The organism is Paenibacillus sp. BIHB 4019 (assembly GCF_002741035.1).
GTDB lineage: Bacteria > Bacillota > Bacilli > Paenibacillales > Paenibacillaceae > Pristimantibacillus.
The window spans coordinates 3,104,558-3,118,925 of sequence record NZ_CP016808.1; the positions used below are offsets into that span (position 1 = coordinate 3,104,558).

Genomic DNA, 14,368 nt, shown 5'->3' on the forward strand with positions numbered 1-14,368 from the left:
ATATGCTCGAATTAATACCAGTTATTTTTGCGAATGATTCAGGTGGGGTAACGCCAGTCAACCCGCTAATCAGCGATAGTTTCGACAGAGCAGATAGCGCTTCATCTCTAGGTAATGCCGATACAGGGCAAACGTGGACGGTGCACACTGGCACATGGGGCATACAGGGGCAACGAGCATATACACCATCAGGAACCGAAAACTATGCAACTATTGATTCGGGTATCGTCGATTACAGAGCAGAGGTTACGCTGTCTGTGCGCGTCAATAGGTCCGGTCTGGTGTTCAGGTTTCTTGACTCGGCTAACTACTACCGGTTCGTGCTCAGCTCAACGACCGTTTTCCTGCAGCGCAGGCTGCTGGGAGTGACTACATCACTATCATCATTCACTGTCACGCCTGCTGATGGAGATGTGCTGCGTGTTGTGCTCAACGGCATGAACATTATGGCTTACTACAACGGTGAGCTTAAGGCCAACGTCAACGATATAACTTTTCTGCTACCCACTCGCGTGGGTATGGAATCGGCTGGTAGCAGCTGCCGGCTAGATAATTTTAAGGTGGAGGTGTAGTCATATGATTATTACAGTGCCAAAGATCGGTACAGGAACGGATGATGACCCATTTCGTCCGGAATATGATGGTAATTGGGAGCTTGTAGAAGAACGAGAAACAGAGTTTGATATTCGCGTGTTATAAGGCGGTGGAAATATGCTGGTGCAGGAAGTTGTAGACGAAATAATCGAAAAGCTGCCGAACAATACGCTGTCCGTGCAGTCCATTTTGCGTAAAATCACTGCCGTGCGTGATAATCTCATCCGTAATTACGGAGGTTCGCAGCAGCAGGCAGAGGCGGTTGTATCGACCATGGACTTGCTGGATGGACAGTCGCAATACCCGCTGCCGTGTCCTCCTGGTAATGTCGTGGAGGTAGAGGTCAAAGGGCTACATTCCACTCCTCCAAACGATTGCTGGACCCGTATCCCAGTAAGGCAATTCAATGAGTCCGATTATGGACCGTATTACTATTTTCTGAGCGGTACGATCAGTTTAGTACCAAGTCCTTGCGCAGACGTCACGCAGGGACTGAAAATCTTCCACACGCCAGTGCGAGCGCCGCTGGGCACGGGCGATTTGAATGGACCGACAGGATTTGATCCGAATTACGACATGGTGCTGGTATACGGCGTAATGAGAGAAGCTACAACGGGCGCTGAGAGCGAGCAATACGACATCAAGTACAAACAATGGGAACGAGATTACAAGGTCGCAAATAGCAGTTATGCGCACTTCGTGATAAAGGAAGGGTGGTAGTTCCATGGTTTTAGATCCTTATCCGTGGGCAGGAAAAAACACAAATACCAGCAATAGAATTGCAGGTCAATCTGAATCGACATATAAGAACTACGAAAAGATCAAAAGGTTTGAGGATGTCGGTTACTTTTTGTTGTATTACGTAGTCAGCGGCGGCATAGCAACACCAAACATCACTAGAAATGACATGCTAGATGTGACAGACATTGTAGTCTCTCTAAACGACGATATCATGGCCCGTGATGGTGCGATATTTCAAACGGTTATTCCTAGCACGACATACTATCTTGATTTTTCGAAAGATGGTGATTGGACTTGGGATACTGTGCATCCTATTGGTTTAGTAAACATGGATTACTTAACTATTGCAGAAGTCACAACAGATGTTTCGGGGCTGGTCAGTACCATTATAGATACTCGAACTGCAGTTGGTGGATTTCGCCTGAAAGATGAATACGGCCTAGATCAATACATGGAAAAAGGCAGCATCGTGTACAACGTAAAGGATTATAATGCGGTCGGCAGTGGATTAGCTGATGATACGACGGCAATCACTACTGCGATTCAAGCCGCCGTTTCTGCTGGTGGCGGAATTGTTTACTCGCCCACAGGTAGCTATCGCTTAACCTCAAATATCACAGTGCCGTCAAATGTGACAGTGTGGTTTTCGGATGGTGCTGTATGGACTGCCGATACGGGTGTGACAATCACCATTAACGGCACAATCGATGCAAGCATGAGCCGCATATTTGCTGGTGCTGGAACTATTAACGGATCGATAAAAAACGATGTAGTCTATCCCCAATGGTGGGGAGCGGTTGCGGATGGCGTTACCGATGCAACAAAATCCATCCAAGCTGCTTTAAACACAAAATGCAAAGTCGTGCTACCGTACACTGATTTGGGATACAAAGTTACTGTGGGAGCCATTTTCCTTTTCGACGGCTCGCATATCGAGGGTATCAACCAAGTGACGATACGCTGCACGTCGACATACCTGTTTTTGGTGCAGGCTGTCGGGTATACGATAAGTAATCTTAAAATCGACATGACGGGCGCTCCAGTTAGTTCCATGGCAATTAGATTAGTTACGGCAGCGCGGGTGATTTGGTACGGACGCATATCAAAGATACAGTTTATGAATTGCTACGGCGCCATACGAGATGATGCAGGCGCAGCTAATTACGTTGTCGACTTGCAAGTCACCGATTGCGTATGCACCTATACAAAGGGTGTTCAGGTTTATATGCATAAATCGAGGGGGTTTGTAACTTTCCGCGATTTTGTAATCGACCATACGCTAAATACGGCGGCAGTCAACTTTATCGGAGCGGTTTTCGAAGATTTTGTTGGGGTGGAGCTCGAAAAATTCGATGTGGTCGGCCCTGTGCCTGCACGCGTAACGCCAGCATATAACCCGGCGCAAATCGGACTGTACATGAAGGGAACTACATCAGGCGGTAAAGCGAGTGTATGGTTTACCCGCGTCTTAGTTGACAACACAATGGGCGATGGTATTTACGTCGAAAATGTCATGAACTTAGTTGTAAATGGTTTAGAGTCATATCAAAATCTAGGAAATCCTATTGTGTTAAAAGACATAACGGTGGCCCAGATAACAAACCTATTCGTTGTTGGCGCTAAGGGGCTTACAGGAGCTGCGGCCGGCGCAAACGGTATTGTTTTTAATGGATGCCAGCGCATGACGGTATCTAACCTCAAATCGTCCACTAATACAGGTATTGGCGTATCTATTTTTAATTCGACAGACAACCTATTCGCAAATGTCGAGTTAAGCGACAATGCCTCATTTGGATGGTACGAGAGCGGCACAAGCAATCGTAATATCGTTACTGGAGCCAATCTATCTACCAATACAACAGCTAACCTCGTACAATCAGGCGCTGCGTCAGCCTTTGCCCATTGGATAAACAGCGGAGCTTATAGGGCGCATGATGTGGGGGTGGTTACGGTATGATGAGGATGATATATAAACTGTATTGCCGGATATTCGGTCATAAAAAAACAATTTATAAGCCAGTGTTGAGTGATGAGATGGGTGACGCATTCGGTTTTTATTGCTTAAGGTGTGGATTTGATTCACATGGCGAGTATAGGGGTGGTTAGATTATGCTGACCTTACAACAAATCATAAACGAGGCGGACATTCTTATACCAAACGTGTTAGCTGTGGCGGATAAAGTGGTTCAACTCAATTCGATAAACGCCGATTACTTCAATACAGTTAAAATCCCCAAAATAGCTAGGTTCACTGGTACATCAGGGCAGGCTGATTATGTTCTATCGACCGACGTTCGGGCCAAGAATATCGACCTGGTAGAGGCTGGCGTTCTGAGGTACCTCGACCTGCAGACGGATGTCATTTCACCGCTGCAAAATACATTCAGCTTCGACGATAATAATAGCACGCTCACATTGTCCCCTGCGCCGTACACCAACGGTTTGCAGGGGATTGTGCGTTATCACCGTATTGCAACAACAACGTTCACTTCCGGAGCGCTTACGGCGGTACCTGATGCTCCGGAAGAATACCACTGGACGTATATCCCTGCGCTGGCTGCTTGGATGGCACAGACGCAGGATGATATGGCCAAGGCAGCGACCTACGAGGCGCAGTATCGTGGAGCATGGAACACGGCTGCCGAGAACTACCAGAAGGCGGTGCAGGGATGAGGGTGATTAAGTCTCCAATACCTCAGTACCAGCCGCTTGCTGGCCTGTCCACTGAGACGATTCGGGATTTTAAGGGCGTTAATACCTATGACTCGCTAGCAATCCCTGACAACTATTTTACGGACGTATCCAACGTGACCAACGATGATTACCCCACCATATCAACAAGGCCCGGATACACCGTTGTAGCGACTCCTGTAGGCACGCGCTGCACAGGCATAGGCGTATGGCGTGGTAATCGTATCGTAGCAGCTTTTAACGATGGCACATGGCGCGTCCTTACGTTGTCCAATACATGGTCGGCTGCTGTTGTTACATTTGCTGCAAACGATGCGCCATGGTCGTTCGCTAATTTCCAAGGTAATTGGGATGAGGTGAATTTGGTCGGTACCAACGGTCAGTCAGGCATGTGGCGCTTCAACGGCGTAACGGGTATCGCCGTATCTGGCGCACCCAGCGGTGCAAACTTTGTTACAACCTACAGCAATCGGTTATGGTGCGCGGTAGGCAAAGAGCTTCACGCCTGCGCGCTGGATCAAGGAGACGAATGGACGACGTTCGCAGGTACAGCCGAGGACAGCTATGTTAAAGATATCGAATCCACTCGCGGCGAGAACATCAATATGCTGTCAGGCAGCCTATCCAAGCTAACGATCGGTTTTCCGAATTCGCTTGTAGAATTATACGGAAATCTTCCATCCGACTTTAACGACAGGCTGGTAACGGATGACACGGGCGTAGCCAGTAACAGGGCAGTAGCGACACAGGATGGCGTAATGATGCTGCTCCACAAATCAGGCATCTACCAATATACAGGCGGCACTATACCAGATAGAGATTTCAGCGAGATTATCGCAAACTATCCAATCACCGTGGATACTAATAGTGTTGTAGGCGCCGATGCAGATAAAATTTACTTCAAGGTGGGCACGGCTATACTCGTGTACGATACGCGAGCTGAGGTGAGGTCGTGGACGGTGTGGCGCGGCATCAACGCTACTTGCTTCGTTTTTATGCTGGGCGATTTGTACATCGGAGACACATCAGGCCGAGTGCTCAAGCTGGGAGGCACCACCGATAACGGCACAGCAATCAGTGCTTATACCATAAGCAAAGCGTTCTCAAACGCATCCATCGCGCAGCGGCAGCGGTGGCTTAAGCTATTCCTGACCTATGAGGCTGCGGTAGGCGCTACAATCAACGTTTACCTGTCCCAAGCATTATCAGGTGACAGTGACTGGACGCTCGTTAAAACGATTGTGGGCGATGGTACGCCAGGCGTGCAGCGCGCTATGGTGCCAGTCGATAAGATAGCACTAGCCAACTATGTACGCATCAAGACCGAATGGACGGGCGTTGTGAAGATTCACGAATATACACGCAATCAGCGCGCACTGCCGCTATATTAAGGAGGGTTTTCGATGGCTCAAGTCACGGGTTTTCCGATCAGGCTACAAGCACCGCCAAGAACAGATGACATCAACATTTTAAGAGAGTACGTCGCTAGACTAGCGAATCACTACGCTGAACTGGCGAAGCAAGTAGATTTCGTTGTCAACGGCAATATCGACGCCAAAAACATTCGTGCTAAAAGTATTGAAGCTGAGAATATCAGCGTCGATGAGTTATCGGCAATTAGCGCCGATTTAGGTCATATCACAGCTGGATTAATTGAAGCAGTAACGATTATTGGTTCGTACATTGCTACTGCAAATGGTACGTTTCCGCGATGTGAATTGTCATCGACAGGAAATCTTTTCGCTGCATATAAAAGCGCTACCGAATATACAGCTTTTAATCCAGATATGCCAGGCACATCAGCTCCAGGTCTAGAATTCAAAAGCCCTTCTCAAAATGCTCAAATAAGCATAGATGAAGGTTTGTTTTATATCAGATCCGAGGGAGTTATACACATCGTTTCCGAAACTAGTTACGTTGTTTTGGGGGGATTAGGTACTCCCGGTGCTATTGTATATAGTTGGTCTAAACTCTTAAATGTAGCCACTGATACAACGTTGCAAGAAGAGTTAGACAATCTATCAAACAGAATTACAGCTTTAGGAGGATAATCATTCCACTAATATACTTTTGTTGGTACAATGGATTCAAAAACCAACAGAGGTGAAGGGCATGAAAAAGCTAGTAATTGGATTTATTTTGGGATTATCCTTATCAATGGTCGGTACAGCTTGGGCAAGCGGACTAGTAGGTAAGACGGTTGGGTCAGAAGTTAAAATTACAATGGACGGTAAAAGCGTAGGCAGCGGAGTGATAATAGACGGTAAGAGTTACGCTCCTGTTCGAGATGTGACAAACGCTGCCGGCCTTAGCGTCACCTTCAAGGATGGTGTAGTTAATATGCAAAGCGGCACAAAAACACCTAATGTATTAACCACGGAACAAAAAATAGAAAATGTGAAAAAGGCAATAGCTAACACGGAAAAAGCTATTGCGGCTAAGAAAAAACTGATTGCTGAGCAAGAACAAAGAATTAAATATTATCAAGGTATTATCGATAAAGGTGAAGGAGATGCAGTGACCCAAAAAAGAATTGATGATATTATGATCGGCATTTCCCAAGTGGAAAAAGACTTGGCGGCAGATGAAACTAAGCTTATCGAATTGAAAGAACAATTAGCAGAACTAGAGTCTACCAAATAGGTAGGCTCTTTTTTATGCACAAAGGAGGCGCTTATGGCTACTCAAACCACCCAAATAGGCAAAAACCAATACGACTACCTAACCAACATGGCAGCTGGTAAAGCAGCAGCAGGCGGCGCGGCGAACGCTGGGCAGCAGAAATGGGCAGCAGGACAGCTTAAAAGCAGCACATACACACCGCCAGCAGCACAGGCGACAACGCCAGCAGTTAAGCCGACCATGGGAACTGGCGTATTCAATGCTATGACAGCAGGAGCTAACGCTGCTAAGTCAGGCGCGACACCAACGCCAGCGGCTACCGCAGCAGCAACGACTATGGCAACGCAGTACAGCCCGACGAAGTCAACGCTCAATACCCTACAAACGGCGATTAATACGCCATTTTCGTACGACATTAACACCGATCCAGCTTATCAAGCGGCGCTCGCACTGGCTAAACAGAACATCAGCCAGCAGCAGAGCGATACAAACGCGCAGCTTCGCGCTACAGGTCAAGGAAAGTCGTCGTATTCCGAAACGGTCGCCAACCAAATTGGAACCAAGGAAATGGGCCGTATATCGACTGAGGTCGTTCCAACGCTCATGCAGCAGGCTTATCAGCGGAATCAGGATCAAATCGCGAATAACGGGAACCTGTATAGCCTGCAAAATCAGGAGTATTTCCAAAATCCGATTACTGAATCAGCCGTCACAGGAAATTACATGTCAGGCGAAGCGCGTAACGCCATTGATCAATTGCTCAGCCTTAAGCAGCAAGCGGAGACGAAAGGCATCACAGCGGAGGCTCGCAGCGGCTTAAGCTCTCAGGCGGATCAGATTCGGGCGTTTCTACAGTCGCAGGGCATCAATCCTGAACTATTTGGCGCTAATGTGTCGGCTAATACAGCAACGTCCAATATCGGTCAAGCCGGCACACGGACGCTGCAAGGTCAGCAAACGGACTTGCAGAATAAGCAGGCTAACTGGAACGCTTACACGGATACAGTTGATCGGTCGGGTACATGGGGCGCTGGTCCAGCTCAGAACTGGGGCAACCTGATCGCTAATGCTAATGCTGGCAATCAAACAATGACCGGTCAGCAGAATGCCAGCGGCCTAATGTCGGAACAGCAAAACCGCGATATAAATACGCGAAATGCTGCTATAACAGAATGGCAGACAGTAGGCACGGCAACGCCTTCGGTAGCTGAGATTTTAGGTGTACCTGTCGGTACTCCTACATCAGATCAGGCTTATCGTGACGCGAGCACGGCGCTGGAACAGGATAAATTCACATATTCGCAATGGTCTGATGCCGCTAATGCTGCTGGTAAAGCAAATTCGACAGCGACCCAAACGGTATCAGCTGCTACGGCTGGCGATATGCTATCTGCGGCGCTGCAAAAGGTGGTCGGCACTGACACTGATACAGGAAAGACTAAGTACGGCGTATACAGCGATCCAGCCAAGCGTGAAGAAGCATTTGTTACTATGATCAATACAACAGGGCTTCGCGGAAACGACGTCATTACAGCGCTCACGAAGGCTGGTTACAGCATTAAGGAGATTAATGCCCTTCAAGCACAGTATCCGGAGGTTTTTCAGTAGCCAGCGGGGCTAATGCTTCCGGTTCCGCTGGCTCCTACAATAATTATTACAAAGCCGATAGAGATGCAGCAGCAAACCCAGCAGCATATACGCAGGCGAGCAGCGCGATTCAAAAGGCGCTTGCTGATGGTGGGTATGACCAATCATGGTTAAAACCACTGCTAGAATTGGTAGCTCGCGAATCAAGCTTTAATCCGAAAGCTGCGAATCCAAAATCTACAGCTAAAGGTTTGTTCCAATTCCTTGATGGTACACGGGCAGATAAAGCGTACAACCAAGGAATTACGGATTGGAGCGATCCTTATCAGCAAGCTGTCGCAGGTCTCAGATATGTGAAATCCAAGTACGGAACACCAGAGGCTGCACTGCAATTCTGGGATAAAAATAAATGGTACTGAGGTGATATAGTTGGCGAAGGAAAAAGAAAAGGAAAAATTAAAACTCAAAGCTCCTAAACCTACGTATACGCCTATCAATGCAAGCCTAAATGCTGGATACGTGCCACCAACACCTAAATTAAAGTCGAATTTGGTGGTATCGCAGCAAGATATTATGCCTGTGCAGCAAACTCAAGCGTCTCAACAACCTTTACAGGTTCGCGGGGCGCTTGCTGCCTTGCAGCCGGCACCAATGCCGAAAGCTAGCGAGTTAGCGCCAACCTATTTCAATCCAATACAACAGATGGAAAATATACAGGACAGGTTTGCCGGCTCGGCAAATCCGCCGACCCAAACCAATCAATCGATTATGCGTAATCCGCAAGTTCTACCTTTACCTGAAATCAAGTCGCCTGTCCTCAAGGATACACCCGTTAACCCTATTGGCATACCGTGGAAGGATGTTCCGGTCGATTACAGCGCGGAGTATTTACAGAAACGATCGAATGAGCGATTACTCAAAGAAGCTGAACGACTAGATGCGCTAGCAGCCAAGAATAAAGCGGATGGGAAGCGGACAACCGCAGGTATGTCCAAGGACGATTATATTTCCTACACCAACCTCGAGCAGCTACGTGCGGATGCGAACCTGTCCATGACGGAGAAGATTGCGCGTAATCTCTACACGCCGGGAGCAGGTCTATCTGCCATACAAGCTGGCTATCAGGGTGTGGGTGCTATCGGTAGTCGTCTAGCGCCGTCTCTGTTCAGCGAGAGTGCTGGTATCGGTAGCCGTATAGCGGCAGGTGCGCTTAGAGAAGCAGCTACGTCTGTTCCGCTATCTGCGGGATATACCGCTGCCACGAATCCTAGTGCGAGCGGAAAGCAAATGATCTCAGATACGCTAACTGGTACGATACTTGGAGCAGGTCTGGGGGCAACTGGTCCTTTATTGAGGAAAGCTATCAGCGCTATATTCAAACGTAATGGTGTGCCTGAGGAAGCTGTAGGAGAAGTGTTGGCACTACCTGCCCCACGCGAGCGTGGTCTAGGAAATGCAAATAATGCGGTTACACCTGATGTTATGACGGGATACACAGGACCGGTCGGCGCGCTACCTGCGCCTGCAATGTCGGGGCCGACTTCTGGACGTATTGCGCAATCGGTAAACCCATTCCGCCAACAATTTGAACATTTGATGCAGACGGCGAAGCAGATGCAGCAGGAAGGTCGCTTCACGCCCGGCAAAGAGGCGGAGGAACTGGAATCCCTATGGTCGCAAATGGCTGGGCGCGAAGGCGTTAGCTTAGACGAATTGATCCAACGTGCCTATCAAACCAAGCCAAGCAAGCTGAGTTCCGACCTTGTTCAACGCGCCAAAAGCACTCAAGCTGCACGCGAGGTGGCAGGAGCGCCATTGCCTGTTAAATCAACTGGAGACAGGCTTACGAGCAAGCAGGGTGTTCTAGGGTCGCCAGCACCGTTAACGCAGCGGTTTATTCGGGCGGGCGGTGCACCGGATGACGGAGTCCGCGCTGCCAGATCGTCGCAAGATGTGCAACGTCCACGTATTGACGTTACAGAGGAATCTCAGGGGTTGCGCCAAACAGGGGATTCTAGACCGGTAGAAGGTCAGGTCATTAAATCAAGGGGTGCATTAGGGCCGACAAAAGGGCTGCGTGCCAATTTCCGCACCCAATTAAATGACGGTAATTTTTCGTCTAAACTCCAGCAAAAAATAAGAAATACTGACCAAACCTATGATGTTGCAAGAAATGCTGATACTGTTGCGGCAGCCAATGAGAACGTGAAAAATCTGACAAAAGCAGAAGCTGATTTTCTAGCCAATGAATCGGCTGGCGCTGAACATATTGCTACTGGATACAGGCTCATGCAGGAACTTGATGCACTTGGCGAACATACAAGGTCTATTAATATCGCAGACAAATTGGCTAAAGACCTGACTAAAAGTGGGCAGACTGTTCAGGCAGCTTCCTTATTAGCGCGTTTGAGCCCAGAGGGGCAACTGCTCAACCTTGCTCGAGTGGCTGAAAAGAATGGAAAGCAGATCACAGAAGCAGATAAGGTTAAGTTTCAGGAATTAGCAGCAGTTGTACAAGATGGTACAGGAACAGGAATAAGGGCTAATCGACTTGACGATATACTCAATAAACTTGAACGCGGTGAGCAGGTTTCAACGGAAGAACTAAAAACATTGGGTAATTTGCTGGATCGGGCCAGTAAATATGCAAAGAAAGATAAAACGATTAAGGATAAAATTCCAAGCGAAATGAAAGATTCTCGTAAGCGGGATAAGATCGTTTCCTTCTTTGATGAAGCCGAACAAGCAGCTCTTGCAAGGATTGCAGCGAAAAAGAATCGCCTAAATTCCATGCCAATAGGCGAAATTGCAGACCATGCCATTGTTGTAGCCGCTCAAATTGCCAAGGGCACTATTAAAGCTGCCACCTATGCGGAAGATATGGTTAAAATGTTTGGTGAAGAGATACGTCCCTATGCAGCTGATATATTTGATAGCGCTCAGAAGATGCTTAACCAGTCTTCCAAACGCATTAGTGAAGGTAAGATTAATGAGGCTAACAACATCGTGAATAGGGTGTCAGGGAGAAAGGTTCCAACATCCGAAAAAGTCATGGAAAAATACATTAGTGAGAACCCTGTAAATGAAAAAGATATTCAGAAGCTGCGCGAATTGTCCAGACAAGTGAATGAGTTATCAGGCGAGGATGCATTAAAAGCCGATATGGCGATGCAGAAAATACTAAACAGTTATGAGAAATCTAACTTATGGGATAAGGTTCAAGCGTTTCGTTATATTGCAATGCTTCTAAACACAGGTACTCAATCGGTCAATGCTATTTCAGGTCCATTGATGGCAAGCACAAATGCCATTGCTGATGTATTCGGAACAATGCTTGACGTCACGCTTAGTAAGGCACTTAAGCAGCCAAGAACAACGACAATGTATGGAACTAATCCACTAGCATTTATGGCCCGTTGGATCAAGGGATTGAGTATTGGTGGTAAAGCTGGATTTGAAGGGGTAAGCCCGTCCGGTATTGTCGGGCCTAATGAAATCAGAGGATTGACGTATAAGAGCCTGTATAATCCGTTGAGCATTGCAGAACGTTCGCTAGGAGCTGTAGCAAAAGGCGGAGACTATGCGGCTTATAGCGCGGTTCAACAGTCTGAAATGCGCAAGATAGCTTTCCTCGATGCCAAAAACAACGGCATAAAAGGCAAGGCAAACATTGATAAGCATATCGAAAAATTCTTGAATGATCCACCACCAGAAGCTGTCCTGCAGGCTGATCGAATCGGAAAAAACACGACATTTCAAAGGTCAGATACACTAGGCGGTAATGTGGCTAATTTCCTTGCTAACCCACCAGGTAAAGCTAGGTATTTGAAACCTCTTATTGGTGCAGTTTTTCCATTTGTGAGAACTCCGGTTAATATCGCTTCGACCGCAGTCACCCTTTCTCCTGGCGGGATCATAAAGGGCCTGTATCAGTTAGCCAGTAAATCGTCTGATGCATCTAGAAGAGAGGTGATCAGAACGCTCTCATTAGGCCTGCTAGGCACAGGAGGAATGACCCCGTTAGGTTATTATCTTAGCAAAGTTGGAATTATCACGGGCGCTAACGATAGTGGAAACAAACAAGTGGATGCAATAAGAGAGCAGGCTGGCGGAGGTAAATATCGCTTTAATACATCGGCATTAAGCAGATATTTGCGTGCAATGGTTGCTGGAAAGGGGCAAGCAGCAGCTGAAAATGCCGCAAAGTATCGTGAAGGGGATAGCCAATTTGATTATAATAAATTACAGCCTCTGGCTTTCCCGTTAGCTATAGGTGCAGCTATTAATGATAGAGAAGGCCAACCTGTTTCGAACAAAATTCAAGGAACTCTTTCTGATGCTTCTGGTTCGTTACTAGGCATGTCTACTCTTAAGGGGCTACAGGATACATTCCAACCGCAATATGGTGGAACTACAGGCGAGAAGGCCGTTGGTATCCTTGAGAGGGTGACGACATCATTTCTGAAAAGTTTCAGTCCAAGCGCTTTGGCGCAAGAGGCAAGAAGACAAGATCCTATAGTGCGCAAAACAAGCTATAACAACGGAATTTTAGAGGATACTAGCGCATACTTTAAATCTCGTACTCCGGGCCTTTCGCAGTCATTGCAACCTAATAAAACGACTTTGGGGCAGAACAGATTGAATGCTGAGGGGATAACTGGTCAATACATGAACCCTTACAATTCAAATAAGGCACCTTATAATGAAGCGGCTACTATTATCGCTCAATTAATTGATGCAACCGGTGATATGAAACTCGCTCCTGCTGCACCAGATAAAAAGGTTGAGGGTAAAGATAAATCGGGTAATTCAGTATCTCTAGAGATTCCTCCAGACAGATACACGCAGTATCAAGAGGAATTAGGAAATGATATTATCAGCCAAATTATTGCAATACCGTCCAATCTCTCGGATACCGATAAAGCTGATAAAGTGCGAACTATTTATAAAAAGACAAAAGAAAAGCATAGTAACGCAATAAAAAAGGAATTGGGAATTAGAATATCGAGGTAGAATTTCAATATCAATTCACGATGTCGTGAAACTGTGTTATAATACAGGCAAGAAAAGCGTACAATGAAAAAGAGAGCGCGGCCAACGCTCTCCTTGTACAACAGTTTCGGGTGGTTAGTTCCTCCGATTGTTGAATGGAAGAGAAATAACCCGTCAGGCCTCAACCTGTGGCGGGTTATTTTCGTTTGAGGTAGGTAAGCAAAGCAAGGAAGAAAGTTCCAAGCATGATTACTTCTACTAACGAAAAGTTCATAGGCATACCCCCTTTCTGGAGGGATACCATGACCACCACAAATCGTGCTGTACCCGAATATTATACCACATCTTTACAATAGATAGATGGGAGAATATAATACTAGAGAAGTCGTATGGGAAAGCATCCCTGCGGCTTTTTTTATTGGAGTGATGCGCATGATTGTATACGACGAATCTGAATACTTTAACACCGCCCTAGAGGAGGATACCATGCGTATCCTTCTTTCTTTTTTGCCTAGAGAAGCCTATGACAAGCTGCTTTATAGTAATGGCGGTGAAAAATATGTACGACTGGATCATCCATGCAAGCGAGGCGTTTTTTCGTTACGGTCTAAGCCCTACCGCTGTCGTAATGTCGCTGTTCGCGCTATTAAAAATGCGTGCCGTCAAGAAACGGTTGCGCCGTTATATACCATGGCTTATCGACGATGATTCACCTGTAAGGGAATACGTGCAAAACCAACGTGAAATTATGCAAAATCAGAAACTAATGATGGAAAGGATGGGTTTAGAGTGGTCTGCAAGTACGTCTCAGATAAATTCAGCGGATTCAGCGCCGAAAAAAAAGCGCTTGTCCTCGCTGCTGTCGATGGTTATTTATCCTGCCCTGCTTGTAAAACGGTACATCACTTATTGGAGGTCGAGAAACATGAAGCTCAATAAAAACATTTTAATCCCGCTACTGTCGGCAATCGCGCTTTTTATCAAAGAGGCATTTGGTTACACAATCCCCGACGAATGGATTGATATGGCTGCCAATATCGTGCTGTACGGAGTTATGTTTGCGGGATTGTTTATTAACCACAAAAAGCCTGCTGCGAAAGCAGAAGACGATACCAGCGCGGAAGAACAGTACCATTAGGAG

At 46.9% G+C, this 14,368-nt stretch carries 12 protein-coding genes; all 12 read left to right on the forward strand.

The window, feature by feature from the left end; genetic code table 11:
* Positions 1-2: 2 nt before the first annotated feature.
* The 12 genes from BBD42_RS13240 (at position 3) to BBD42_RS13290 (ending at position 14,365) form a co-directional block, all read left to right on the forward strand.
* Positions 3-572: a hypothetical protein gene (locus BBD42_RS13240; protein ID WP_099518523.1), complete on the forward strand. Its 570-nt coding sequence runs from the start codon at positions 3-5 to the stop codon at positions 570-572.
* A 4-nt stretch (positions 573-576) separates the two neighbouring features.
* Positions 577-699: a hypothetical protein gene (locus BBD42_RS32560; protein WP_257790768.1), complete on the forward strand. Its 123-nt coding sequence runs from the start codon at positions 577-579 to the stop codon at positions 697-699.
* Between the two features lie 12 nt (positions 700-711).
* Positions 712-1,314 carry a phage adaptor protein gene (locus BBD42_RS13245; protein WP_099518524.1) on the forward strand — a complete coding sequence of 201 codons (603 nt, stop codon included), beginning with the start codon at positions 712-714 and terminating at the stop codon, positions 1,312-1,314.
* Positions 1,315-1,318: 4 nt separating this feature from the next.
* Positions 1,319-3,292 (forward strand): right-handed parallel beta-helix repeat-containing protein, encoded by a 1,974-nt coding sequence (locus tag BBD42_RS13250; protein ID WP_099518525.1) that lies wholly within the window; start codon positions 1,319-1,321, stop codon positions 3,290-3,292.
* 152 nt (positions 3,293-3,444) lie between these two features.
* Positions 3,445-4,008 carry a phage adaptor protein gene (locus BBD42_RS13255; RefSeq protein ID WP_481855947.1) on the forward strand — a complete coding sequence of 188 codons (564 nt, stop codon included), beginning with the start codon at positions 3,445-3,447 and terminating at the stop codon, positions 4,006-4,008.
* Entirely contained in the window at positions 4,005-5,417 is a 1,413-nt protein-coding gene (locus BBD42_RS13260) for a hypothetical protein (protein ID WP_099518526.1), read from the forward strand. The genes BBD42_RS13255 and BBD42_RS13260 overlap by 4 nt, the downstream gene beginning before the upstream one ends.
* A 12-nt stretch (positions 5,418-5,429) precedes the next feature.
* Entirely contained in the window at positions 5,430-6,077 is a 648-nt protein-coding gene (locus BBD42_RS13265) for a hypothetical protein (protein WP_099518527.1), read from the forward strand.
* A gap of 61 nt (positions 6,078-6,138) precedes the next feature.
* Positions 6,139-6,669: a hypothetical protein gene (locus BBD42_RS13270; protein ID WP_150131546.1), complete on the forward strand. Its 531-nt coding sequence runs from the start codon at positions 6,139-6,141 to the stop codon at positions 6,667-6,669.
* Positions 6,670-6,702: 33 nt separating this feature from the next.
* Positions 6,703-8,256 carry a hypothetical protein gene (locus BBD42_RS13275; RefSeq protein WP_099518529.1) on the forward strand — a complete coding sequence of 518 codons (1,554 nt, stop codon included), beginning with the start codon at positions 6,703-6,705 and terminating at the stop codon, positions 8,254-8,256.
* Positions 8,257-8,423: 167 nt separating this feature from the next.
* The gene (locus BBD42_RS32845) at positions 8,424-8,654 is read left to right on the forward strand and encodes an aggregation-promoting factor C-terminal-like domain-containing protein (RefSeq protein ID WP_172455487.1); all 231 of its coding nucleotides are present in this window, start codon (positions 8,424-8,426) and stop codon (positions 8,652-8,654) included.
* A 10-nt stretch (positions 8,655-8,664) separates the two neighbouring features.
* The gene (locus tag BBD42_RS13285) at positions 8,665-13,248 is read left to right on the forward strand and encodes a hypothetical protein (RefSeq protein ID WP_099518531.1); all 4,584 of its coding nucleotides are present in this window, start codon (positions 8,665-8,667) and stop codon (positions 13,246-13,248) included.
* 538 nt (positions 13,249-13,786) lie between these two features.
* A complete protein-coding gene (locus tag BBD42_RS13290) occupies positions 13,787-14,365 on the forward strand; it encodes a hypothetical protein (protein ID WP_099518532.1) in 579 nt (192 codons plus the stop codon).
* The last annotated feature ends 3 nt before the right edge of the window (positions 14,366-14,368 follow it).

Coding starts and splice junctions, on each gene's coding strand:
- BBD42_RS13240 (WP_099518523.1), top strand. CDS start 3: ATGCTCGAATTAATACCAGTTATTTTTGCGAATGATTCAGGTGGGGTA.
- BBD42_RS13255 (WP_481855947.1), top strand. CDS start 3,445: ATGCTGACCTTACAACAAATCATAAACGAGGCGGACATTCTTATACCA.
- BBD42_RS32560 (WP_257790768.1), top strand. CDS start 577: ATGATTATTACAGTGCCAAAGATCGGTACAGGAACGGATGATGACCCA.
- BBD42_RS13260 (WP_099518526.1), top strand. CDS start 4,005: ATGAGGGTGATTAAGTCTCCAATACCTCAGTACCAGCCGCTTGCTGGC.
- BBD42_RS13265 (WP_099518527.1), top strand. CDS start 5,430: ATGGCTCAAGTCACGGGTTTTCCGATCAGGCTACAAGCACCGCCAAGA.
- BBD42_RS13290 (WP_099518532.1), top strand. CDS start 13,787: ATGTACGACTGGATCATCCATGCAAGCGAGGCGTTTTTTCGTTACGGT.
- BBD42_RS13270 (WP_150131546.1), top strand. CDS start 6,139: ATGAAAAAGCTAGTAATTGGATTTATTTTGGGATTATCCTTATCAATG.
- BBD42_RS13245 (WP_099518524.1), top strand. CDS start 712: ATGCTGGTGCAGGAAGTTGTAGACGAAATAATCGAAAAGCTGCCGAAC.
- BBD42_RS13275 (WP_099518529.1), top strand. CDS start 6,703: ATGGCTACTCAAACCACCCAAATAGGCAAAAACCAATACGACTACCTA.
- BBD42_RS13250 (WP_099518525.1), top strand. CDS start 1,319: ATGGTTTTAGATCCTTATCCGTGGGCAGGAAAAAACACAAATACCAGC.